Origin of the sequence: Gracilibacillus sp. YIM 98692 (assembly GCF_010993965.1) — a bacterium.
Classification (GTDB): domain Bacteria; phylum Bacillota; class Bacilli; order Bacillales; family Amphibacillaceae; genus Gracilibacillus.
In genome coordinates, this window is record NZ_WIXM01000002.1 from 60,702 (window position 1) to 82,436 (window position 21,735).

The 21,735-nt window shown below is 35.2% G+C and carries 25 protein-coding genes; 13 read left to right on the forward strand and 12 right to left on the reverse strand.

What is annotated here, in order from left to right:
- The first annotated feature begins 96 nt into the window (after positions 1-96).
- The 7 genes from GHD00_RS02430 (at position 97) to GHD00_RS02460 (ending at position 8,400) form a co-directional block, all read left to right on the forward strand.
- Complete coding sequence (locus GHD00_RS02430) at positions 97-1,860, forward strand: sensor histidine kinase (RefSeq protein WP_163536522.1); 1,764 nt, start codon at positions 97-99, stop codon at positions 1,858-1,860.
- The gene (locus GHD00_RS02435; protein WP_163536523.1) at positions 1,853-2,692 is read left to right on the forward strand and encodes a response regulator transcription factor; all 840 of its coding nucleotides are present in this window, start codon (positions 1,853-1,855) and stop codon (positions 2,690-2,692) included. Before GHD00_RS02430 ends, GHD00_RS02435 begins: the two co-directional genes overlap by 8 nt.
- 113 nt (positions 2,693-2,805) lie before the next feature.
- Positions 2,806-4,134, forward strand: coding sequence for an ABC transporter substrate-binding protein (locus tag GHD00_RS02440; RefSeq protein WP_163536524.1), 1,329 nt, complete (start codon positions 2,806-2,808; stop codon positions 4,132-4,134).
- Positions 4,135-4,214: 80 nt separating this feature from the next.
- Complete coding sequence (locus tag GHD00_RS02445) at positions 4,215-5,111, forward strand: carbohydrate ABC transporter permease (RefSeq protein WP_163536525.1); 897 nt, start codon at positions 4,215-4,217, stop codon at positions 5,109-5,111.
- A 2-nt stretch (positions 5,112-5,113) separates the two neighbouring features.
- Positions 5,114-5,953, forward strand: a complete 840-nt coding sequence (locus GHD00_RS02450; protein WP_163536526.1) for a carbohydrate ABC transporter permease — start codon at positions 5,114-5,116, stop codon at positions 5,951-5,953.
- A 71-nt stretch (positions 5,954-6,024) separates the two neighbouring features.
- Entirely contained in the window at positions 6,025-6,657 is a 633-nt protein-coding gene (locus GHD00_RS02455) for a YesL family protein (protein WP_163536527.1), read from the forward strand.
- Between the two features lie 465 nt (positions 6,658-7,122).
- Entirely contained in the window at positions 7,123-8,400 is a 1,278-nt protein-coding gene (locus GHD00_RS02460; RefSeq protein ID WP_163536528.1) for a C40 family peptidase, read from the forward strand.
- 110 nt (positions 8,401-8,510) lie between these two features.
- On the opposite strand, the gene GHD00_RS02465 is transcribed toward GHD00_RS02460, so the two are convergent.
- From GHD00_RS02465 to GHD00_RS02475, 3 genes are all read right to left on the reverse strand, one after another.
- A complete protein-coding gene (locus tag GHD00_RS02465) occupies positions 8,511-8,939 on the reverse strand; it encodes a BrxA/BrxB family bacilliredoxin (RefSeq protein ID WP_163536529.1) in 429 nt (142 codons plus the stop codon).
- A 76-nt stretch (positions 8,940-9,015) separates the two neighbouring features.
- A complete protein-coding gene (gene pabB / locus GHD00_RS02470; RefSeq protein ID WP_163536530.1) occupies positions 9,016-10,755 on the reverse strand; it encodes an aminodeoxychorismate synthase component I in 1,740 nt (579 codons plus the stop codon).
- A 16-nt stretch (positions 10,756-10,771) separates the two neighbouring features.
- Positions 10,772-11,356, reverse strand: coding sequence for an anthranilate synthase component II (locus tag GHD00_RS02475; RefSeq protein WP_163536531.1), 585 nt, complete (start codon positions 11,354-11,356; stop codon positions 10,772-10,774).
- A gap of 385 nt (positions 11,357-11,741) precedes the next feature.
- Between GHD00_RS02475 and GHD00_RS02480 the strand changes: the two genes are divergently transcribed.
- The 3 genes from GHD00_RS02480 to GHD00_RS02490 are packed head-to-tail and all read left to right on the forward strand — an operon-like array spanning position 11,742 to position 13,099.
- Positions 11,742-12,200: a chemotaxis protein CheX gene (locus tag GHD00_RS02480; RefSeq protein WP_163536532.1), complete on the forward strand. Its 459-nt coding sequence runs from the start codon at positions 11,742-11,744 to the stop codon at positions 12,198-12,200.
- Positions 12,201-12,238: 38 nt separating this feature from the next.
- Complete coding sequence (locus GHD00_RS02485; protein WP_163536533.1) at positions 12,239-12,703, forward strand: chemotaxis protein CheW; 465 nt, start codon at positions 12,239-12,241, stop codon at positions 12,701-12,703.
- Positions 12,704-12,739: 36 nt separating this feature from the next.
- Positions 12,740-13,099 carry a response regulator gene (locus GHD00_RS02490; protein WP_163536534.1) on the forward strand — a complete coding sequence of 120 codons (360 nt, stop codon included), beginning with the start codon at positions 12,740-12,742 and terminating at the stop codon, positions 13,097-13,099.
- A 55-nt stretch (positions 13,100-13,154) separates the two neighbouring features.
- On the opposite strand, the gene GHD00_RS02495 is transcribed toward GHD00_RS02490, so the two are convergent.
- Positions 13,155-13,784: a YczE/YyaS/YitT family protein gene (locus tag GHD00_RS02495; RefSeq protein ID WP_163536535.1), complete on the reverse strand. Its 630-nt coding sequence runs from the start codon at positions 13,782-13,784 to the stop codon at positions 13,155-13,157.
- Between the two features lie 300 nt (positions 13,785-14,084).
- Between GHD00_RS02495 and GHD00_RS02500 the strand changes: the two genes are divergently transcribed.
- Both GHD00_RS02500 and GHD00_RS02505 read left to right on the forward strand, forming a co-directional pair.
- Positions 14,085-15,242 (forward strand): acyl-CoA dehydrogenase family protein, encoded by a 1,158-nt coding sequence (locus GHD00_RS02500; RefSeq protein WP_163536536.1) that lies wholly within the window; start codon positions 14,085-14,087, stop codon positions 15,240-15,242.
- 63 nt (positions 15,243-15,305) lie between these two features.
- On the forward strand, positions 15,306-16,208 hold the full coding sequence (locus GHD00_RS02505) for a M14 family metallopeptidase (protein WP_163536537.1): 903 nt from the start codon (positions 15,306-15,308) through the stop codon (positions 16,206-16,208).
- Here GHD00_RS02505 and GHD00_RS02510 read toward each other — a convergent pair.
- Positions 16,205-17,350 (reverse strand): glycosyltransferase family 4 protein, encoded by a 1,146-nt coding sequence (locus GHD00_RS02510; protein WP_163536538.1) that lies wholly within the window; start codon positions 17,348-17,350, stop codon positions 16,205-16,207. The two genes, GHD00_RS02505 and GHD00_RS02510, sit on opposite strands and share 4 nt — an antisense overlap.
- Positions 17,351-17,680: 330 nt before the next feature.
- On the opposite strand from GHD00_RS02510, the gene GHD00_RS02515 reads away from it, so the two are divergent.
- Positions 17,681-18,091: a universal stress protein gene (locus GHD00_RS02515; protein WP_163536539.1), complete on the forward strand. Its 411-nt coding sequence runs from the start codon at positions 17,681-17,683 to the stop codon at positions 18,089-18,091.
- On the opposite strand, the gene crcB is transcribed toward GHD00_RS02515, so the two are convergent.
- From crcB to GHD00_RS02550, 7 genes are all read right to left on the reverse strand, one after another.
- Positions 18,084-18,452 carry a fluoride efflux transporter CrcB gene (crcB, locus tag GHD00_RS02520; RefSeq protein WP_163536540.1) on the reverse strand — a complete coding sequence of 123 codons (369 nt, stop codon included), beginning with the start codon at positions 18,450-18,452 and terminating at the stop codon, positions 18,084-18,086. The two genes, GHD00_RS02515 and crcB, sit on opposite strands and share 8 nt — an antisense overlap.
- A complete protein-coding gene (locus GHD00_RS02525; RefSeq protein ID WP_163536541.1) occupies positions 18,449-18,844 on the reverse strand; it encodes a fluoride efflux transporter FluC in 396 nt (131 codons plus the stop codon). The genes crcB and GHD00_RS02525 overlap by 4 nt, the downstream gene beginning before the upstream one ends.
- A complete protein-coding gene (locus GHD00_RS02530; RefSeq protein WP_163536542.1) occupies positions 18,835-19,242 on the reverse strand; it encodes a Fur family transcriptional regulator in 408 nt (135 codons plus the stop codon). The genes GHD00_RS02525 and GHD00_RS02530 overlap by 10 nt, the downstream gene beginning before the upstream one ends.
- Positions 19,242-20,111: a metal ABC transporter permease gene (locus GHD00_RS02535; RefSeq protein ID WP_163536543.1), complete on the reverse strand. Its 870-nt coding sequence runs from the start codon at positions 20,109-20,111 to the stop codon at positions 19,242-19,244. Before GHD00_RS02535 ends, GHD00_RS02530 begins: the two co-directional genes overlap by 1 nt.
- A 21-nt stretch (positions 20,112-20,132) precedes the next feature.
- Positions 20,133-20,888, reverse strand: coding sequence for a metal ABC transporter ATP-binding protein (locus tag GHD00_RS02540; RefSeq protein ID WP_163536544.1), 756 nt, complete (start codon positions 20,886-20,888; stop codon positions 20,133-20,135).
- Positions 20,889-21,096: 208 nt separating this feature from the next.
- Positions 21,097-21,414: a spore coat protein gene (locus tag GHD00_RS02545; protein WP_163536907.1), complete on the reverse strand. Its 318-nt coding sequence runs from the start codon at positions 21,412-21,414 to the stop codon at positions 21,097-21,099.
- A 20-nt stretch (positions 21,415-21,434) separates the two neighbouring features.
- The gene (locus GHD00_RS02550) at positions 21,435-21,689 is read right to left on the reverse strand and encodes a hypothetical protein (protein ID WP_163536545.1); all 255 of its coding nucleotides are present in this window, start codon (positions 21,687-21,689) and stop codon (positions 21,435-21,437) included.
- Between the last annotated feature and the right edge of the window lie 46 nt (positions 21,690-21,735).

The following is a 21,735-nucleotide window of genomic DNA, read 5'->3' on the forward strand; positions in this document are numbered from 1 at the left end:
ATCAGAATATTGACGTTTATTCTATTAGTCCATATAATAAGGTTGCCAAAAGTTGTAAGCGATAACAACATTTCTTTTAGGAATAGAGGTATAACCATGATCTATCAGATTAAAAAACTATTTCTCAATTTAAGGCTAAAATATAAAATGGTGATACTAACTACACTTGTCTTATTGGCCTTTAGTATTGGTGGGTTATTCGTTCTTCAGTATGCCTTTCATTTGTACAACCAAGAAATATACCGGCAATCTGCTCAAGCATTGCAGGTTTCGTCTAATTCCGTTGAAGCAGAATTAAAAAAAATGGAACGATTATCCTATCAAGTTGCTACAGATAGATATGTTCAGTCCTTTCTATTAAACCTTCATGAAACAGACTCCAGCTATCAACAATACATAATCGGTACGGACTTACGAAAGCGACTTCTGCAAATTGGCGCTCTGAATAAATATATTCTTTCTTTCCAAGTTTACGATACAAATGATAGTGAGTATGCAAGTGGCAATGTGCCCATTAATATCCATTCAAAACGACTTCAAAAAATTAAGAGAGAGGCAATAGAAATGAGTGGAGGTGCAAGTTGGGTATCACCTGGTAAAAATGATCCAAGTATTATTGTCGCTCGAACGATTCGTGAATATATGAATTTTTCATTAGAACGTTTAGGGATGGTAGGGATTCGAGTTAATATAGAAGAGATTGTAAATGATTTAACAAATAACTTAGATGATCAACAAACGAAATTTTTGATTTATGATGACAAAGGTGAGAAGATTTTTTCCAGTGAAAACAAAGCTTCCTTCTTGAATATAATCGGAAAAATACCAAAAGAACAAGGGTATCAAATGGTGAAACACAATGGAGAACGGTATTTTTTAACCTATTCAAAAGCCGATCACTTAAATTGGACCTACATGATATTAACACCGTATGACAATTTATTTACAGTCATCACTCAGGCGAAAACAGCTGTTTTCATCACCTATTCTATTTTATTTCTTATCATGATTTTCTTAGGCTTTCGTTTTACCGGTATGATCGTAAACCCCATAGAAAGTTTAAATCAAAAAATGAAAAAAGTACAATCAGGAGATTGGCAAGAAAAAAATATGGATGATAATTCGACTTTTACAAAAGATGAAGCAGGTCAAATGCATGCAAATTTCCAAAAAATGATGAGCCAAATACATCATTTAATAGATGAGAACTATAAAAAGCAATTGTTGATTCGGGAATCAGAGTATAAAACGTTACAAGCACAACTTAATCCACATTTTTTGTATAACACGTTGGAATCTATTAATTGGTCTGCAAAAGTTGCAGGTGAAAAAAAGATTTCTCAAATGGCTGAATCATTAGGGTTTGTATTACGTTCATCTATTAATATGAAAGATATGCTTATTTCCCTACAAAAAGAAGTAGCGATAGTAGATCATTATATCACCATTCAACAATATCGATTTGAAGATAGACTAATATTTCAAAAAGATATTGCTCCAGAATTATTAGAGAGAAAAGTTCCTAAATTTATTATTCAACCAATAGTTGAAAACTCAATCCGATATGCGTTACAAGAAATGGTGGACTCATGTACGATTTTGCTGGTAGCTAAAGAAAAGAACAACTGTCTTATGTTATACATTAGAGATAATGGGCCAGGAATGGATACAGATTTTTTAGAAAAAGTGGATAAAGGAACTACGCAGCCAAAAGGAAATGGGATCGGATTAAAAAATATTAATGATAGGATTAAATTATTATTCGGGGATCAATATGGATTAGATATTAAAAGTTCAATCAAAACTGGTACGACAATTTCTATTACATTACCAGGAGAGGAGCTAAAGCCATATGTATAAAGTGCTATTAGTTGATGATGAAAGAATGATATTAGATGGTATTGCGATGATTATTGATTGGAAAACACTTGGAGTCCAGCTAATTGGCAAAGAAAAAAATGGTTTAGATGCATTGAATTTTATGGAAAAATATCAACCGGATATAGTTATAACCGATATAACAATGCCAGGACTTGATGGACTAGGGTTGGTTGCAAAATGTACAGAGTTATATCCTGATATTAAATGGATATTTATATCGGGGTATAATGAGTTTGAATACGCCAGAAAAGCAATGAGATATGGAGTAAAGCATTATTTGTTAAAACCTTGTAATGAACAACAGATTTCAGAAGCTCTAACGGATGTTATTAAAGAGAAGGAAAATGAAGAAAAGGCCATCCACTTTTTGCAGAACATAAAAGATGAAGCAGGAAATCTGCTTTTTTCTGAAAAAGAAGATATTTTGAAGCAGATATCTCAGAGAGCTATGGCGCATAATCGAAGAAGAACACAAAAATATTCAAAAGTTATACAACAAATTATTGATTATATACATGATGAATTAGATAACCCCAATTTGTCCCTGCAATGGTTAGCAAATGAGCATTTATTTATGAATGCAGATTATTTGGGGAAAACATTTAAAAAAGAAGTGGGACAACGATTCTCTAGTTATGTAACTAATGCTAGAATGAATTGTGCAGTAGAAATGATTGAAAAAGATCCTGATATCAAAGTGTTTGAATTAGCAGAAAAATTAGGGTTTGGTACGAATCCTCAATACTTTAGTCAACTGTTTAAAAGAATAAAAGGCGTAACCCCTTCGGAAATTTTAAAATCTTTAGATTAAAGACCTCTTCTTTTTAAACATTTATCACTGTTTTTTCTATAATTGGTTCATGTGAAAATTTGATATCATGTATCTGAAATCGCTTACAGAATTTAAAAAGGGGAGGAACTAAGATGAGAAAGCTGTTATTATTATTTTTTACTTTGTTTGTATCTCTACTGTTAGTAGCATGTAATGGTAATGAAGCAACAAATGAAGATGGTAATCAGGAGGAAGCAGATAATACAAATGAGGATACATCAGATGAAAACGAGGCAGCGGAAGGAGATGTAACTTTACGTATTGCTTGGTGGGGATCGCAACCGCGTCATGACTATACATTAGAAGTTATTGAAATGTACGAAGAACAAAATCCAGGTGTCGTTATCGAACCTGAATATGCGAGTTGGGATGATTATTGGCAAAAATTAGCTCCGCAAGCTGCAGCTAATGAATTGCCAGACATTATCGCGATGGACCTATCTTATTTATCTCAATACGCTGAAAATAATCAATTAGCGGATTTGAATCCTTACATTGGAAATGAAATCGATGTTACGAATATTTCGGATGATGTGGTGAGTGGTGGAAAGGTAAATGACGGAATTTATGGTTTTAACCTAGGGGTTAATGCATTAGGATTTCACTATAACCCAGACGTGTTAGACGAAATTGGAGTAGGGGAAATTCCAGAAGATTGGACATGGGAAGATTATCAAGAAATTTCTCAACAAGCAATCGATCAAGGAGTTTATTTTGATAATGGTTTCCAAGCAGACGTTTTTTTCAACTATTATTTACGTACAAAAGGAAAGCGCTTATATGATGAGAATGGTAATGGGTTAGGCTATGAAGATGATCAATTATTTGTCGAATTCTTTAGTATGTTACAAGAACAAGTGGAAAGTGGTGCGACACCGACACCAGACTACTTAGCCCAATTAGCTGGCCCAGAGGATGATCCAGTTGTAAAAGGGGATGGGGTAGGCATTTTTCAATGGTCTAACCAATTTGTTGGATTAGAAGACATATCAGGTGAAAAGTTTAAGATGGCACCAATGCCTGGTCCAAATGTAACGGATGGGTTATTTTTAAAACCTAGTATGTTTTTCTCTGTTTCTGAAAATTCAGAAGCGAAAGAGGAAGCTGCTAAGTTTATTGATTTCTTTGTTAATGATATCGAAGCAAATAAATTAATTTTAGGAGATCGAGGAGTTCCTGTTTCGTCTGAAGTAAAAGAAGCATTATTGGATGAAGTTTCTTCCTCACAAGCTGAAGTGTTTGAATACATTGCATGGGTAGAAGAAAACAGTACTCCTATGGGACCTGCTGACCCTTCTGGTGCAGGGGAAATCATTTCAACATTGGATAACTTAGCTGAACAACTATCCTATGGAGAAATAACACCTGAAGATGCTGCACAACACTTTAGAACACAAGCAGAAAGTATTTTAAGTAATTAATAATTCATTCATGATAGCTGGTCTTTTGATCAGCTATCATGCTTTAATCCTTGTTAATTTGTCGAAAGGAGCTTCCATGTATGCAATCACACATGAAACAAAATTTGTGGGGATATTTTTTCATAGGTCCTTTTATTATAGGATTTCTCTCATTTACTATTATTCCTATTTTTGCTTCGTTATATTTCTCTTTTACATCATATAATTTGTTTAATGCACCGCAATGGATAGGGTTAGACAATTTCAGAAAAATGTTTACAGAAGATCCGCGGTATATTCATTCTTTAAAAATAACCTTTGTCTATGTATTTGTAGGTGTACCATTACGTTTAGGATTTGCATTAATCGTTGCTATGTTATTAAATACTGCCTCTCGGGCAGTTGGATTATATCGCACACTTTATTATTTACCTAGTTTAATTGGAGGAAGTGTTGCAGTTGCTATTATGTGGAGAAATATTTTTGGGGATGAAGGAATTGTTAATCTTGCTTTGATGTCAATGGGGATAGATCCGGTAAGGTGGTTTGGTGACCCTGGTGCAGCATTGTGGATGCTAATCTTTTTATCTGTTTGGCAATTTGGTTCTTCTATGCTGATCTTTTTGGCTGGTCTCAAGTCTATTCCTCAAAGCTATTACGAGGCAGCTAGTGTGGATGGAGCTAGCTTTTTTCAAAAGTTTTTTACGATCACGATTCCAATGCTTAGCCCAGTTATACTATTTAATGCTATTATGCAAACAATAGCTGCTTTTATGACATTTGTGCCAGCGTTTATTATTTCAAAGGGTACTGGTGGTCCATTAGATGGAACATTATTGTATTCATTATACTTGTTCAAACAAGGGTTTGAATTTTTTCACATGGGTTATGCGTCAGCCATGGCATGGGTTATGTTAATCATTATTGCCATTTTAACCTCATTAATATTTTTATCATCAAAATATTGGGTTCATTATGAGTCGGAAGGGGGCAGATAAAAGTGAAAGCAAAATATTTCAAAAAACTCAGTTATCATATCATCGTTGGCGGATTTGCTATTCTTTTATTGTACCCAGTATTTTGGCTGCTCATGAGCTCATTTAAAGTTAGTGAACAAATTTTTATTACGGCAGATTCCCTGATACCAAATCCATTTATTATAAGTAATTATGCTCAAGGTTGGGAAGGTTTTGGAGATTATGGGTTTGGAGTTTTTATTAAAAATACAGCTGTTTTCGTTATTTTAGTTTTAATTGGTCATTTAATTTCCTGTTCATTAATTGCGTTTGGCTTTGCAAGATTGCAATTTGTTGGCAGACGGTTTTGGTTTGCGATTATGATTATGACTCTAATGCTTCCGTATGAGGTAGTTATGATTCCCCAATATATCATTTTTGCTCAATTAGATTGGTTAAACTCTTTAAAGCCGTTAGTAGTTCCAGCCTACTTTGGCCATCCATTTTTTATTTTTTTACTTGTCCAATTTATTCGCACGATACCTAGGGAGTTAGACGAAGCTGCTATTATAGACGGTTGTAATACTTTTGGGGTATATTCTAGAATTATTTTGCCATTAATAGTCCCTGCTTTAGCGACTACTTCAATTTTTACTTTTTACTGGACATGGGATAATCTTTTAGGACCAGTTTTGTATTTGAATAGTCCATCGAAGTATACGGTTTCTATGGCATTAAACATGTTTCTAAGTAATGAAACAGTCTCGAATTGGGGGGCCATGTTTGCCATGTCCATTGTTTCATTGATTCCTGTATTTATAGTGTTCTTTATTTTCCAACGTTATGTGGTGGAAGGTATTAGTACAAGCGGTTTAAAAGGATAATTATCAAGAGGTAATGACTGTAAGTGAAAGGGAATTGCCTATAACATTCATTAACTACTGAGGTGAATTTTATGCAAGCAGTCAATAAAGCATTAGAATGGATTACAAAGGTTGCTTATTTAAATATTATATGGATTGCCTTTTCTGTAGTAGGATTGGTTGCCTTCGGATTATTCCCCGCAACTGCAGCATGCTTTACTGTTACTAGAAAGTGGATTACTGGATATACAGATATACCGGTTTTTAAAACTTTTTGGAAAGCATACCGCGAATCATATAAAGGGGCTAATATTTTAGGGTATATCATTTTAGCTTTTGGTTATATTCTTTATCTGGATTTTTTATTTTTAACAGTTAATAACAATGAAAGCACTTTACTTTTAACGATTCCATTTTTGTTTATTAGCATTCTATATATTTTAACTGTATTGTATATTTTTCCTGTTTATGTGTATTATGATATGAAAATATCAAAAGTTCTAAAGAGTGCTGTTTTTATTATGTTATTAAATCCTTTATCTACCTTAGTAATGGTGATGGGGTTGTTTGGTATTATGTTTGTTTTATGGCAATTCCAAGGTATTTTCATATTTTTTAGTATGAGTATCATATCGATAGCACTTATGATGCCTGCATACAGGGCTTTTCAGAAGATTCAAGAGAAACAAACATACATAAACAATGGCAAATTGATAGAAGATTAAACGTTATAATATATTCTCTCATTTATACCAACTGGATTTTCGTAAATATGATAAAGAAATAGTTAGGCAATGTTTATATTATATGGCAAAAATTCCACTATATATGGAAATAGGCAGAAATAATCAAAATTTCTGCCTTTGTTTTAAAATAAGAAAGCATAAAAATTTACGCTTCGCTGTCTAGCTCCAGCGCCTACCCCCTCGAGGTCTTAAGTCGAGCCTCTTTGTGGCAAAATAGCACCACATAGAGGCTCGACTTATTGCCCTAGGGTGACCAAGCCGCTTGCGCTTTTCTTATTGATTTGGCAGTATTTGTCATTTTTTTATACAAAATGAAATATTTTTGTAACATTTATATAATACTGTTGCAATCTAAACATGTTACACTGTACGTGACCCAAAATTAGACAGATATCATAAATGTTAATAAATAGATAGATAATTAAAAAAAGGCAGGGGAATTTCGTGCAAAGTCTTAAAAAGTTGTTAAAGCATGGAGTAGTAGTTGCAACGGTTGCGTCTAGTTTTTATTTTGTACATAGCAGTGTCAGTGCAGAAACGGAAGAAGAAATTCAAGCACAGCGTTCTAACATTCAATCAGACATAAATGAAAAACAAAGTGAAATTAGTCAGATAGAACAAGAATTAGTGGAATTAAATGAACAAATTATGCGCAGTGAAGAAGCAATTGAAGACAATCAGAAAATCATTGAAGAAACTGAAGTCGAGATCACCGAAGCAGAAGAAGAAGCTGATCAGCTCGATGAATCCATTCAAAAAATTCAAGATAAAATAGACAAACGTAACGAAATTCTAAAAGATAGAATCTCCTCCTTACAACAAAATGGTGGATCACAGAGCTACTTAGAAGTGCTTTTTGGTGCAACAGATTTTCTCGATTTTATTGATCGGATATCACTTGTGACCAAAATTACGCAAGCAGATCAAGATTTATTGAAGAGTCAAGAAGAAGATAAATTAGAATTAGAAACGAAGAAAAATACATTGGAAACCAAGCTGGAAGAATTAGAGGCAATGAAGCTTGAGTATGAAGGAATGCAAGAACACATTAAAGAACAAGTTGAACAGAATGAACAATTAAAAGAAGAGCTGGAAGAAAAGAAAGAAGCAAATAGTGACATCCTTGACGAACTAAGAATTGAAGATCAAGCATTAGCAAACAAAGCAGATGCTTTAAAGCAAGCAGATCAAGAAGAGCAGTCTAGTTCTTCAGAACAATCAACAACATCTACAGATAGCACAAATTCTAATGCTAATATAGAACAATATTCTAGGAATTCATCTAACTCAAGTTCCAAATCATCTAATCAACCACAATCTGCTCCAGCTAGTGGTAATTTGCAAACTGCCATTAATGCAGGGTATAAGTATGTTGGTAACTCCGTTTATGTATTCGGTGGGGGAAGAACGGCCTATGATATTGCAAATGGTCGATTTGACTGTTCGGGTTTTGTCAGTTGGGCGTTTAAGCAGGCGGGCGTCAACCTTCCAGCATCTACAGCAGGGTTATCATCTGTTGGAACAAAAGTTTCTACTAGTGAGATGAAACCAGGTGACCTTGTCTTCTTTAACACCTATAAAACAAATGGTCATGTTGGTATTTATATAGGTAATAACCAATTTATTGGTTCTCAAAACTCAACTGGTGTAGCGGTAGCAAATATGGGAAGCGGATATTGGAAAAATCACTTCGCAGGTCACGTACGTCGGGTGATGCAATAAAATATGAGGATATTAAAAAAAGCAAGTGCGTATCGAAAACGCACTTGCTTTTTTAAAGTGTAAAAAGTATATTGTTGATTAATTATTAAAAAATAATGAGACTAACTATTTTAACAATACTTTTGATAAGCTTCTGTTAATTGATTAACAATTTCTTCTACTTCGTATCCTTCAATTTGTTCACGAGGGATAAAGTGCTGAAGCTTTCCATCTTTCACTAATCCCATAGATGGAGAAGAAGGCTCTACTCCTTCAAAGTATTCACGCATTTTTGCTGTAGCTTCACGATCTTGTCCAGCAAACACTGTAACTAATTTATTTGGTTTTTTTGGTCCTTCTAAAGAAGTAATTGCTGCAGGTCTAGCAAGTCCAGCAGCACAACCACATACAGAATTCACCACTACTAGTACTGGCTCATTGTTTTCTGAAATAAACTGATCGACTTCTTCAGGTGTTGTTAATTCTTCAAAACCTGCGTTAGTTAACTCATCACGCATAGGTTGAGCAATTTCCTTCATATATTCTTCATATGCATTCATGTATGGATTCCTCCTAATTATCCTAGTCATTCAAATCATAACAAATGACTTCCATTGTGACGAGTCTTTTGCATTGTTAATCCACTATTTTCACTTTTAACCAACCTCGCACACTATTGATAAACCATATCTGATCATAATCATTGATCTCATCTATAGAGACTGATTTCTCTATGATTTGATTTTCGTTCAACAGTTTTTGTCGGTATACTCCTGGCAATAAGCCATCCTCTACTGGAGGGGTATAAAATTTTCCGTCTTTTTCAAAAACAACATTGCCTATTGTGAATTCTGTTACATTGTTATGGAGGTTCCATAACAAGCTTGTTTTCGATTCGCTTTGTAACTGCTGATCGTGTTCTTGATACATGCTTCGATGGGTTGTTTTATGGTATAGGTACACTTGATCTTGATGGATCGGTTTCTTAGCAACTTCTGCTTTAATCGAATTTATATCAGTAGAAACAAGATTTGCTGAAATGTTAATCTGCCCATCTTTGTTTAAAAGCAATCGGACTTTGTAAGAGGCTTGGTCGTTTTCTTTTGCATAGGCTTTTAACTTTTCTTTAATCATGTGCTCGTCAAAAGAATAGGAGAAATATTTAGCGGATGCACTTAGGCGATCGAGATGATAGGAAAGCAAAGGATATTCGCCCTTTTTTAAAAGCACGGATTCAAGTAATGAAAAGTTAGGCTTTTGCTCTTGTAAAACTTTTGATTTTTGTAACAGTTCTTCATATTCATCAGTGCTGGAGGAATCCCAAGTGATCCCGCCGCCGCTACCATAAATCGCTTTTCTTTTGCTATGATCGATCAAAACTGTTCGGATTGGAACATTAAAAACAGCTTTTTTGTCAGGGCTTATCCAACCTATGGCACCACAATATACTTCTCTTGGTGTTGTTTCATACTCCGCAATATACTTCATTGTTTCTACTTTTGGTGCACCAGTTATCGAACCACATGGAAATAAAGCTTCAAACCAATTGAAAATGGTTTGATGATCTTCCAATTCTGCTTCAATGGTAGAAGTCATTTGGTGTACGGTAGGGTATGTTTCTATTTCAAATAATTTTTTTACTTGAACGGATCCAGGTTTTGCGATTCTCCCTAAATCATTTCGAAGCAGGTCCACGATCATCACATTTTCAGCGCGATCTTTTTCCGATTCAGCTAATTGCTTTTTATATGTATCATCCTGACTTAACGTATTTCCACGCTTCATAGTTCCTTTCATCGGTTTAGTGGTGATGGTAGAATCATTCACTTCAAAAAAAAGTTCTGGTGAAACAGAGAGTATTTGATGGTTACCTATATCCAAATAAGCGCCATAATTTGCAGATTGATTTTTCAATAATTGTTGATAAAACGGATAACTGTTACCTGAAAACTTACTTTCCAGTCTCGTTGTATAATTCACTTGATAAGTATGTCCAGATTCAATCGCATTTTTAATTTGTTGTATGGTTTTAGCATAGTGGTCATAACTTGTAGTATTGCTCCAACTAGTAATAGAGTAATTGGATTCACCTGCATATAAATCTTGTTGAATCGGTTTATTAAAAATAGCAAACCAAATGAGAGGAAGTGAGCCATTGTCATGTACGGCATAGCTTGGATCAAAAGCAGGTGCGGCCTCATATGCTACATAACCAGCTGCATAGTATCCATCATTTACTGCTTTTTCTATCTTTTCAAAAATAGGTTTTACTTCAGATATTTGATAAGTGGATAATACTTCAACTGGTTCTGTAAAAGTTAATGGCTGGTTTTCAGTTAAGCTGTCAAAATCAAATTGTAAAAAGGGCTTGGCCAAAGATTAGCCTCCTTTCTCATATCATTTTCGATAGTGCATGATAATAGCTGTTCTTTATCATATGAAAACCGTAATCTGTCAAGATAGCTTCGGGGTGAAATTGTATTCCTTCAACGTTTAACTGAGCATGTTTCACTCCCATAACCTCTCCATTTTTTGTTTCAGCTGTAATGTGCAACTCCTCAAACGGAAAGCTTGGACGGTCAGCGACTAACGAGTGATACCTTGCAACAGACAAGGGGTTGGGTAGATCATGAAAAACTCCTTGATCTGTGTGTTGAATAAGCGATGTCTTACCGTGCATAGGTTGATTTGCTTTTTTAATCCTTCCTCCAAAAAATTGAATGATTACTTGCATTCCCAAGCATACACCGAAGATAGGGGTCTTTTGATAAAAATGCTTCATGACGTCAAGGCATATGCCGCTATCATTTGGTGTACCAGGTCCTGGAGAAAGAACAATCAGCGTTGGTTGTTTGTTTTCTATTTCTTTTATCGTTGTTTGATCATGTCGAAAAACGACAACACCTTCTGATAGTTGCCGGTAATACTGGACTAAGTTGTATGTGAACGAATCATAATTATCAATTATAACAATCAAGGTATACATCCTTTCTTCCTGCCATTGCTTTCTTATATATCACGGTGAACAATCGTCCGTAAGAACTCCCACTGAAGGAAGTTCTCTTTATGGCTCTAGTCCATATTATATTACAAAGCTCGTTTTCTTGCTATTCAGAAGCAAATTTCATCAAATAACAAGAAATTTCACATAATATTTCACTATTCTGTCAATTTGTTGCGAAATAGTCGTAAGGACCTATAATATTCATGTAAAATAATTCTTAATACCTTGATAAGATAGGTCATATTTGAATATTTACAATTAAATTCGAAACGATATTGTATTATTTTATAAAATTAGGTAATATGAATTATATAAAATGATAATAATTTACCATTGCAGGGATAGGGGTATGTGAAATATGACGGATGAGAACGAAAATGAAATGTTGAAAGAACTTTATAATGGCTCAGTTCAGACGATAAAAAATGTAGTACCTATTGAACAAGATTTTCAATCACCAAAATTGTCTACTAAGCCATTAAATGTGGAGTATGGCGTGCTGATTGGATTTAGCGGCACTTATAAAGGAGAGCTTGTGATTCAAGCAGAACACGACATATTTCGGGCGATTGGTGAGGCTTTATATGGCATGCAGTTGTCCGATGACATGTTGGATTCTTTTTCAGGAGAGCTTGGAAATATGATTGCAGGTGGAATATCTACACATCTCGCTAATCAAGAGATACATACTGATATTACCCATCCTACTATTATAAGTGGAAATGCACAGTTAACTGGATTTAAACGAGTGTTAGAAGTTCACATCGATTACCAGAATATCGGTGACATGAAGATGTCGTTATTATTAAACCATTAAAAAGGTGATTGGTGTGACAAAGGAGGAAAAGTCATACAATGCAAGAGTTGATAACAAAAACTATTATTTTTAGGCTGCAGGAACAGGAATATGGTGCAAGTATTGACCAAATTAGATCTATTGAAAGAATGCAAGAAATCACTGCGTTACCTCAAACCTCTAAGTTTATTAAAGGAATTATAAACTTAAGGGGTGAAGTGATACCGATTATTGACCTTCGGACACGTCTAGGTATGGAGGAATTGAGCCCAACGGATCAAACTAGAATCCTTTTAGCAAATGTGAGAGAAATTAGAGTAGGGCTAGTGGTAGATGAGGCCACAGATGTTTTAGATATTAATCCAGAATTAATAGAGAATACACCTGATTTAGTAAAAGATGTTGATCATCGTTACTTAAAGGGTGTAGCAAAATTAGAAAATCGCGGCATGCTTTTACTGTTAAACTTGGATTACGTATTAAATCATGATGAAATAAGCGAGGTAAAGCAAGCCGTAGAATAGAAAAATCATGAAGTAGAAAAATAGGAGGAATTGGGAATGGCACAAGTATTAATCGTTGATGACGCAGCATTTATGCGCATGCAATTGAAAAATATTTTCACATCGCTAGGACATGAAGTGGTTGGCGAAGCGGAAAATGGGAAACAGGCTGCAGAAATGTACAAGAATCTACAGCCAGATTTAGTTTCGATGGATATCACGATGCCTGAAATGAATGGAGTGGAAGCGACTAAAGAAATCAAAAGCGAAGATGATCAGGCTACCATTGTCATGTGTTCTGCAATGGGACAACAACAAATGGTTTTAGATGCTATCAAAGCCGGAGCCAAAGACTTTATTGTAAAGCCATTTACAGAAGAACGTGTTAAAGAAACCTTAGATAAATTATTCCAGTAAAATTGAATCATACATAAAAGAAGAGTGACTTCCTTATGAGGAATCACTCTTTTTTTTAATGTGATGGCATAGTTGGTTTGCTGTTATGTTGTTGCAATGCTGTAATATAAGGACGTACCCATTGTATTATATATCCTGATAATAATGCGTTTAGCAGTGTCCCAACACCGATTGCTCCATTGAAGAAAAAAGCAACAATCACTAATATTACACTGATTACTGCTCGTGATCGGCTTAACGACCAGTCCGTTTTGACAGATAGAATCACCATAGAACGATCCATAGGATTGGGAGCAAAACTTGACTCAAGATAGATCGCAACACCGATACCGGTAAAGAGAATACCGACAACTAATAATAAACTTTGCTCCCATACATTTTGCGGCGTTAACCAACTACCTTGAAGGAAAAGCCATGAATCAATTCCGATTCCTGTTACGAATGAAGTTAACATGGCAAAATACTCGGGTTTAGATTTGCTTGCGATAGCATTAATTAACACTAACGTGAAACCGACAATAATTTCCCAACTGCCAATGGTGAGTCCGATGGTACGATACAATCCAACTAAAAGTGCATCAAATGGTGATGTACCTAGTTCAGACTGTATGGTAAAGGAAATTCCTAATGTTAAAACAAGTATACCAATTAAATAAAAATGTATGCCACGTTTTATGAGCTGCATATGGCATCCACCTCCCAGATAGACAAAAAACACTTTTTTCACTATAACACATTTTAAAAGGATGTGGGAAAGTGAATTTATCACAGTGAATAACCGTCCGTAAAACCCACTTTTAATATACGATTCACCGGAATTTAGTGAGAACCATTCTTAGAATAATATTTTACCTATCGATATTCTGTAACAAAAGGCGTCGTGTATATATTAATAGGTGAAGATATGATAATGAGTAAATGAGTGGCATTATCCATAAACCTTCGTTATCATCAAATTATGTTATATAAAAGGAGTGCACGATAAATGGGCTTATATACAAACTTTATCCAGACAGATAGACAAGAAAAGCTGTTTCTCCAAGCAGAAAGATTAGCACATAAAATAAAAGAACGAAGAAAGTTAGCTGATCAAGCGGCAGAAATGCCGTATGATAATCTACAGGATCTTCGACAAGAGCGTTTTTTATCATTAACGTTACCAACTACATATAATGGTGAAGCTATATCTTTATATGAATTTTTGTTAGTACAAGAAAAGTTAGCTGAAGGGGATGGTGCCACAGCACTATCTGTTGGCTGGCACTTAGGTGTTATAAAAGAGCTCAGTGAAGAAAACTTGTGGGAGCAGGATATGTTTGCATTTATTGCGAATGAAGTTGGTCAAAAACAAAAGCTTGTAAACCGCGCTGCAACCGAACCTGCTACAGGAAGTCCAGCAAGAGGCGGAATACCGGAAACTAAGGCTGTTAAACAAGGCCATGAATATATAATTAATGGTAGAAAAACTTTTACCACAATGGCGAGTGTATTGGATTATTTTATCATTACTGCTTATGTAGAACATGAAAAAGCGATTGGTTCCTTTTTGATTCCAAAAGATGTTCAAGGTGTGAAAGTGGAAAAAACATGGGATACATTAGGGATGCGAGGCACTGGAAGTGATGACTTAGTGCTAGATCAAGTTAGAGTACCTTCTCATTATTTGGTAGAGTTAAGTGAAAAACCTAAGAAACCTGCACCTAAAGGTTGGTTGTTGCATATCCCTGCTTGTTATCTTGGTATAGCCAATGCGGCAAGAAATGACGTGATTCAATTTGCGAAAGAATTTAAGCCTAATAGTCTTAATAAGCCTATTTCAGAAGTAGACCATGTTCGCCAAAAAATTGGAGAAATCGAATTGAAATTAATGCAGGCAAGGTATTTTATGTACAGTATCGCAGAAAAGTGGGATCAACACCCAAATAATCGAGCAAATCTTATGAAAGAATTAGCAGCTGTAAAAGTAGTGGCAACAAACAGTGCTAATGAAATAGTGGATATAGCGATGCGAATTGTTGGGGGGAGAGGGCTTTCAAGGTTATTGCCATTTGAACAATATTATCGAGATGTGAGAGCTGGATTACATAATCCGCCAATGGATGATATGGTCGTTCAAATGTTAGCTAAAAATGCCTTTTCATAAGAAACATATATGCCCAAGCTACATATGATAAAGTGATTCTACTTATGTAAAAGGTGGTACGTAATGGACAAAATAGTCAATCCGAAACAGGTGTATACGTATGACCAAATGGTTCATGATATAAAAGAATTAAAGAATAGGTATAAGGGTATTCAGATAGAAGTGATAGGAAAATCTGTTGATTCCAGAAATATTTATGCGATAAAACTTGGTGATGGCGATAAAGAAGTCATGTTAAATGGCGCGCATCATGCAAGAGAGTGGCTTACTTCGGCATTATTAATGGATATGCTGGAATATTATTGCTCGAAAAGTAATAGCAATTCTAAGATGCAAGAATTATGGAATCAAGTTGCGATTTGGATTGTCCCAATGGTGAATCCTGACGGTGTAACATTAGTGCAAAAGGGACCTGATAATCACCATTTGGAACGGTCCATACAAGAAATGAATCAGCAATCCACAAATTATGCAAGCTGGAAAGCAAATATAAGGGGAGTAGATCTAAACCGTCAATACCCCATAGACTGGGACGATATTAATGATCAAGTGAAAAAGCCAGCACCAGCCATGTATAAAGGGCCAAAGCCTTTGAGTGAACCAGAATCTAAAGCTTTGTATCAGTTTTCATTGCAACATTCCTTTCAATCAGTTGCTTGTTATCATTCTTCAGGTAATGAAATATTCTGGAAATATAAAATTAAAGAGCCGCTTTTAAGTGAGGCCCTGGCCTTATCTGAAAAGCTCTCTACACTCACTGGCTATCAACTCATTGAACCAGGTCATAATCCAAGTGGTGGTGGATTTACAGATTGGTTTTTAATGACGGAAAAACGCCCAAGCTTTACGATTGAAATAGCTCCTTACATTGGCCCTAACCCTGTACCACTGTCATACTATGATCAAATTTGGGAAGAAAATAAAGAAGTTGGTATTTTTTTAGCTAAAGCGTGCTTAAACAATTAGGCATGCTTTTTTGTTTTTGCTTTTTCCTCTATTACATCTTGATATGCCGTTAACAGCTCTTCAAAGCGGTCCTCCCATCGTTGTTTTTGTGCATAACGGATGGCATTCTGTTCTAATTGATAGCGCCAATTATCATTGTAGAGTATTGACACAATAGCTTCTAAATAGGGACGTTGCTGCCCTTGTTCACAAAGTATTCCAGTAAAACCTTCTTGAATAATGTTTTTTACTCCACCTGCATTTGCAGTAATGACAGGAGTGCCGCAAGCAAGTGCTTCTAGTACTACATTGCCAAAAGTTTCTGTCTCGGACGGAAATACAAACAAATCACTCATTCCAACGACTTTAGCAACTTCTTCTTGCGGTAGAAAACCTGTAAAAACAGTATTAGGTAACGTATTCGCTTGTAACCATTCTTTTGAAGGGCCATCACCGACAATCACCCACTGAACGTGATTTGCAATGGATGGAGGGAGGTTATGAAAAATATAACGAAGTGTATCCACATTTTTCTCAGGAGCTAATCGTCCAACATAGCTAATAACATATTTTTTACTAATATTATATTTTTCACAAATAGCCCCTTTTACATAATTTGGATGAAAAACATCCATATCAACTCCGCGCTTCCATACTTGAATATGATGAAAATTACGTTTTTTTAGCTGTTGGTAGGTAAAAGTAGACGGGACAAAAAGACGGGACATGGATTGGTGGAACCACTCCATATATAGCCATAGTGGTTTGGATAATAGAGATAAATGGTAGTATTCCAAATAATGATCAAAATCTGTATGATAAGATCCTACTAGAGGAATATTTAATTTTTTAGAAAGGTGTAAGCCGCATAACCCGATGGAAAATGGTGTTGCAATATGAATAATATCTGGTTGAAAGGATTTAAGTAATTCTCTTATGTAGATGGTGTTCGGAACAGAGACGCGGCATTCTCTATATAGCGGGAATGGAAAGCTAGATTGCGGATAAAATTGAGCATTCTGAACATTCGTTTTTGTTTGTTTAGGTGCAATGACAATATAAGAGTGATTAGTAGAATCTAAATAATGAGTCAGCCTGCCTAAGGTTTTTGCAACACCATTAACATCCGGAAGATACGTGTCTGTAAAAATAGCAATTTTCATTAAGCAACACCCCTTTGAATAATTCCTTTACTTAAAGATATGTCGAATAAATGTAAAGAACAACGGATATTTGTTAAAATATTGTAAAAATGATTTAATAAAACATAATGTCAACGCTTACAAAGTTTGGTATAATAAAGTTAGACTTCAATCACTGGGGGTTTGGGGTTTTTCATCCCCGCAGATTGTTAGCGAACTTCTCAGGGTGCTAGCGTCCGTTAACACACTTCTACTCCTTTCATTATTCTAAGTTTTAGCTGATGTCTTACGGACGATTGGTCACGGTGATAAATGGGAAATATATGTTTTGGAAGATGGAGGTTGGTGAAAGTGTATCAGAAAATATTGTTAGCTAGTGATGGATCTGATCATGCGATGAGAGCTACGGAACATGCGATTAAATTTGTAAAAGCGTCCGCTAATAGTATGTTAGAGTTAGTGTATGTATTGGATGATGATAAAAAGCGAGGTAAAAAAAGATTCAAAGGCATAGTAGAAGATAAAGCGAAAGAAAAAATAAAACTAACAGAGCAAAAACTAAAACATTCTGGTGTTTCCTATAAGCTGACTATTTTAAAAGGAGATCCAAAACATGAAATAGTTGAATACGCTAATTCACATCACATAGATATGTGTATTGTTGGCAGCAGAGGACTGAATAAACTGCAAGAAATGGTACTAGGGAGTGTGAGTCACAAGGTGGCAAAACATATTCACTGCCCTTTAATCATCGTTAAATAATAAATGAACTCCCAACTAGGATTAGTCCAACTACAGTAATACTAATTAAAAGAGAAATAGATAAATAAAGGAGGGCTCGTTTTGGTTCGTCATCTTCAAACATTTTCATCAACTCTACACTAAAGGTTGAAAAGGTAGTAAATGCTCCGCACAAACCTACTCCCACAAAATACCATGTAGAGCTGTTTATCAAACTGGATTGATAGGCAATATAACTTATGGCAAGTATGGCGCTGCCCAAAATATTAGCAAACAGTGTACCTATCGGTAAAAAACTGTCTGCTGTATTCCAATTTCGGCTGAACCAATGCCGTAATAGTGCACCAATACTGCCACCTAATGCAACAAATAAAAAGTTCATTGTGCTTTACTCCTTTTCCTTGCAAGGCAGGTACCGCCATAGCTTAGAGCTACTCCACCAACGACTTGAATAGATATATACCATAACATAGATAGGATGTTTTCTTGTGTTAACATAAATATTTCCATGATTAAAGTGGAAAAAGTGGTAAAAGACCCAATCACTCCAGTAGATATAGCTGTAAACAAAGCAGATGGAAGTTTCTCTTTTATATAAGGGTGGAATAACCAATAGCCTAAAAGGAAACAACCGGTCAGATTTACCGCCATTGTTCCAATAGGGAATTCGATAAAAGAAAGCCATTCAGCAACCCCATAACGTAAAATCGAACCAATTGCGCCACCGATCAAGACTCCTAAAAGTGGAGATTTAATGAAATTTTTCACTGACACGACGGACAAAAACCATAAATCTCGAATTTATGATCATCAATGGTATATTGGCGCAATTCTTCATTTATTTGTTCCATAGGGCAATGATGTATTTCTTTAGTTACCCCGCAGTTTCTACAAATAAAATGATGGTGATGGTGTTGATCACATTTTAGTCGAAAATGTTTCTCTCCATTTAACTCTGTTGTTTCTAAAATCTCTAAGTCACTAAATAAATGCAAGTTACGATAAATAGTATCAAAGCTGATACCCGTGAAAGAAGATTCCATATTCTCTAATAGTTCTTTTGCTGTACAATAACGATTTTGTGACTCAAAAAATTCGATGATATGTTTTCTTTTGTCTGTATATTTATATCCTTTTCCTTTTAACACGTCTAAAGCATCTTGTGTATTCATTAGATCACCTCATCTTGCCTACGATGTTTTCGGTTCGTGAATTGATGGATAAGTTTCTTTATAGAAATAATTAGTACTAAATTTAGAATGAGCAACAATACAATGGTTCCACCTGGCGGAATTTCTAAATAATAACCACTAATGATTCCTAGGACAACGGCTATCTCTGAAAATATTATCGCATAAAAAATCGTTTGTTTAAATCCTTTTGCAATTCGTATACTGGCAGCAACAGGTAAAGTCATCAATGCAGATACAAGTAAAACGCCCACAATACGAATAGAAGCAGCGATGACAAGCGCGGTAAGAAGTATAAAAATAAAATGAATTCGTTTTGCGTGAATGCCTGTAACAGTGGCATGCTCTTCATCAAATGACAATAAAAACAGTTCCTTGTAAAAAAGAAGAATAACAAGGCAAACGATAATGGCAATTACTAATATACTTATAAAATCTTGTCTGCTTACAGCGGAAACAGATCCAAATAAATAATTGTACAAATCCGTATTAAATCCATTAGCGATCGAAATAAATATCACGCTTAACCCCACACCGCCAGAAAGGATGATGGGAATAGCTAGTTCCTGGTATGCGGTATAAACACGTCTCAATTTTTCGATAAATAAGGACCCTATAACCGAAAAGCTAAGACCAGAATAAAAGGGTGTTAAAACAAGAGCGCCTGTTTTCTTTTCTAATAAAAGTCCAAATGCAATACCTGCTAAAGTTACGTGTGATAAAGCGTCTGCTATTAAGGATAGACGCCTTACCACAATAAAAGCTCCTAGCAGAGGAGCAATAATTCCGATAATTATTCCCGTATAAAAAGTGTTTCGTAAAAATTCGTACTCAAAAAAATTTTCAATCATTTTTCTTCCTCCGTCATTACGTTAGTGCTCGTGTGTTACAAGGTTTAGCGGGTGACCGTAAAAATCTGATAGCTGTTCTTTCGTTAATGATTGGAATGAATTAGGGTTTCCATGAAAATGAAGTGTTCTATTTAAACAGGCTACTTTCGACGCATGGTGTGTCATAGTTCCGATGTCATGTGTTACAAGTAATAACGTAATGTTTTGTTGAGTGTTTAACTCGTGTAATAAATCAAAAAACTTTTCCACATTTTCTGCATCAACACCAACTGTGGGTTCGTCTAAAATTAATAATTCGGGTTGACTAACTAACGCTCGTGCTATAAATATTCTTTGTTGCTGCCCTCCAGATAAGTCACCGATGTTTTCATGGAGATAGCCTGACATACCGACTTGTTCTATCGCCGTTCTAATTCGTTTTTTAAGGGCTTTATTCAGATACCGAAAATAGCCAAGCTTAGCTGTTAAACCCATTGCAACAACTTCTTCAACTGTTGCAGGGAATCCACTATTAAATGTATTTGCTTTTTGGGAAACGTATCCTATCTTGTTTTTTTGTTTAAATTTATGAATTGGCTGGTTAAATAAATAGATATGGCCGCTTGTTGCTTTTTCAAGTCCTAGTAAAAGTTTGATTAAAGTTGTTTTGCCTCCACCATTTGGACCGACTAATCCAACGAAATCGCCTCTTTCAATTCGGAAGTTAACGTTGGATAATGCTTGACGATTGCTATAGTGAAAGCTAACGTTATCCATTTTTACAATGGTGTTCGACATGATTTTATTCTCCTTAATGAATGAATGTATATCGTGATTTTATCGTAATCATTACGTTTTGTAAATGAATCTATTTGTTATAATTAGAAAAACTTAGTTAGGATGAAGTCTTTTAACACGATGAACAATCCTACATAAGACCGCCGCTGATAGAACTCTTTATTTATATGGAAAAAGCTTCTGCGAGATTGCGCAGAAGCTTTTTCCTTTAATGAAGAGGGAATTGTTGTTTGTATTGTTGAAATTGTTGATAGCTTTGCTGGCAGGATTGAGGGTCAGCTTGTTCTAGTGTGTACCATCCGTTTTTAAACATGAGGTTATAAAGCTCACGTTGGCAATTTTGTGTATCTTCAAATATGTGAAGTATATCCTGATATAACGTTTGGTTGCTCGCTTCATTTAATGCGGTGCTATATGCTTGTGATAAATATTTTTGTGTAGAAAGCATATCATTGAGGAAATCCCGGTCATTCATAGATTTTGATTTTGGCAGTTGTGTTTCAGGGTTTTGGACCTTTTGATTCATCGGTTGCATCTCTTAACCTCCTACATCATTTGTTGGTTTTTCTTATTAAGATGTTCTAAAATCGTTTGATAATGTTTCTCATGCATTTGACACGCTTTTTCAATGGTTTGTCGCACTTCTGGAATCGTACAATTTTCTGCATAAAAATGAGCTTTTTTAGATGCATTTAAATTCCAAGAAAGCATGTCGGTTAAGTACAAATGATCCTTAACACTAACCATATTTGGCGGCTGTGTCATTGGTTGTGTTCCGTTTTGATTTGGTTGCTGTTGCATGATGCCCCTCCTTCAATCTTTTCTCACTTTATTTTTTTTCAGATAA

Bases quoted from the DNA above. Each gene is read 5' to 3' on its own strand.
- GHD00_RS02485 (WP_163536533.1), top strand. From the start codon at position 12,239: ATGCAAGAGTTGATAACAAAAACTATTATTTTTAGGCTGCAGGAACAG.
- GHD00_RS02500 (WP_163536536.1), top strand. From the start codon at position 14,085: ATGGGCTTATATACAAACTTTATCCAGACAGATAGACAAGAAAAGCTG.
- GHD00_RS02445 (WP_163536525.1), top strand. From the start codon at position 4,215: ATGCAATCACACATGAAACAAAATTTGTGGGGATATTTTTTCATAGGT.
- GHD00_RS02435 (WP_163536523.1), top strand. From the start codon at position 1,853: ATGTATAAAGTGCTATTAGTTGATGATGAAAGAATGATATTAGATGGT.
- GHD00_RS02490 (WP_163536534.1), top strand. From the start codon at position 12,740: ATGGCACAAGTATTAATCGTTGATGACGCAGCATTTATGCGCATGCAA.
- GHD00_RS02495 (WP_163536535.1), bottom strand. From the start codon at position 13,784: ATGCAGCTCATAAAACGTGGCATACATTTTTATTTAATTGGTATACTT.
- GHD00_RS02540 (WP_163536544.1), bottom strand. From the start codon at position 20,888: ATGTCGAACACCATTGTAAAAATGGATAACGTTAGCTTTCACTATAGC.
- crcB (WP_163536540.1), bottom strand. From the start codon at position 18,452: ATGAACTTTTTATTTGTTGCATTAGGTGGCAGTATTGGTGCACTATTA.
- GHD00_RS02455 (WP_163536527.1), top strand. From the start codon at position 6,025: ATGCAAGCAGTCAATAAAGCATTAGAATGGATTACAAAGGTTGCTTAT.
- GHD00_RS02510 (WP_163536538.1), bottom strand. From the start codon at position 17,350: ATGAAAATTGCTATTTTTACAGACACGTATCTTCCGGATGTTAATGGT.
- GHD00_RS02430 (WP_163536522.1), top strand. From the start codon at position 97: ATGATCTATCAGATTAAAAAACTATTTCTCAATTTAAGGCTAAAATAT.
- GHD00_RS02535 (WP_163536543.1), bottom strand. From the start codon at position 20,111: ATGATTGAAAATTTTTTTGAGTACGAATTTTTACGAAACACTTTTTAT.
- GHD00_RS02465 (WP_163536529.1), bottom strand. From the start codon at position 8,939: ATGAATGCATATGAAGAATATATGAAGGAAATTGCTCAACCTATGCGT.
- GHD00_RS02550 (WP_163536545.1), bottom strand. From the start codon at position 21,689: ATGCAACAGCAACCAAATCAAAACGGAACACAACCAATGACACAGCCG.
- GHD00_RS02505 (WP_163536537.1), top strand. From the start codon at position 15,306: ATGGACAAAATAGTCAATCCGAAACAGGTGTATACGTATGACCAAATG.
- GHD00_RS02440 (WP_163536524.1), top strand. From the start codon at position 2,806: ATGAGAAAGCTGTTATTATTATTTTTTACTTTGTTTGTATCTCTACTG.
- GHD00_RS02545 (WP_163536907.1), bottom strand. From the start codon at position 21,414: ATGAATCAAAAGGTCCAAAACCCTGAAACACAACTGCCAAAATCAAAA.
- GHD00_RS02530 (WP_163536542.1), bottom strand. From the start codon at position 19,242: ATGAATACACAAGATGCTTTAGACGTGTTAAAAGGAAAAGGATATAAA.
- GHD00_RS02480 (WP_163536532.1), top strand. From the start codon at position 11,742: ATGACGGATGAGAACGAAAATGAAATGTTGAAAGAACTTTATAATGGC.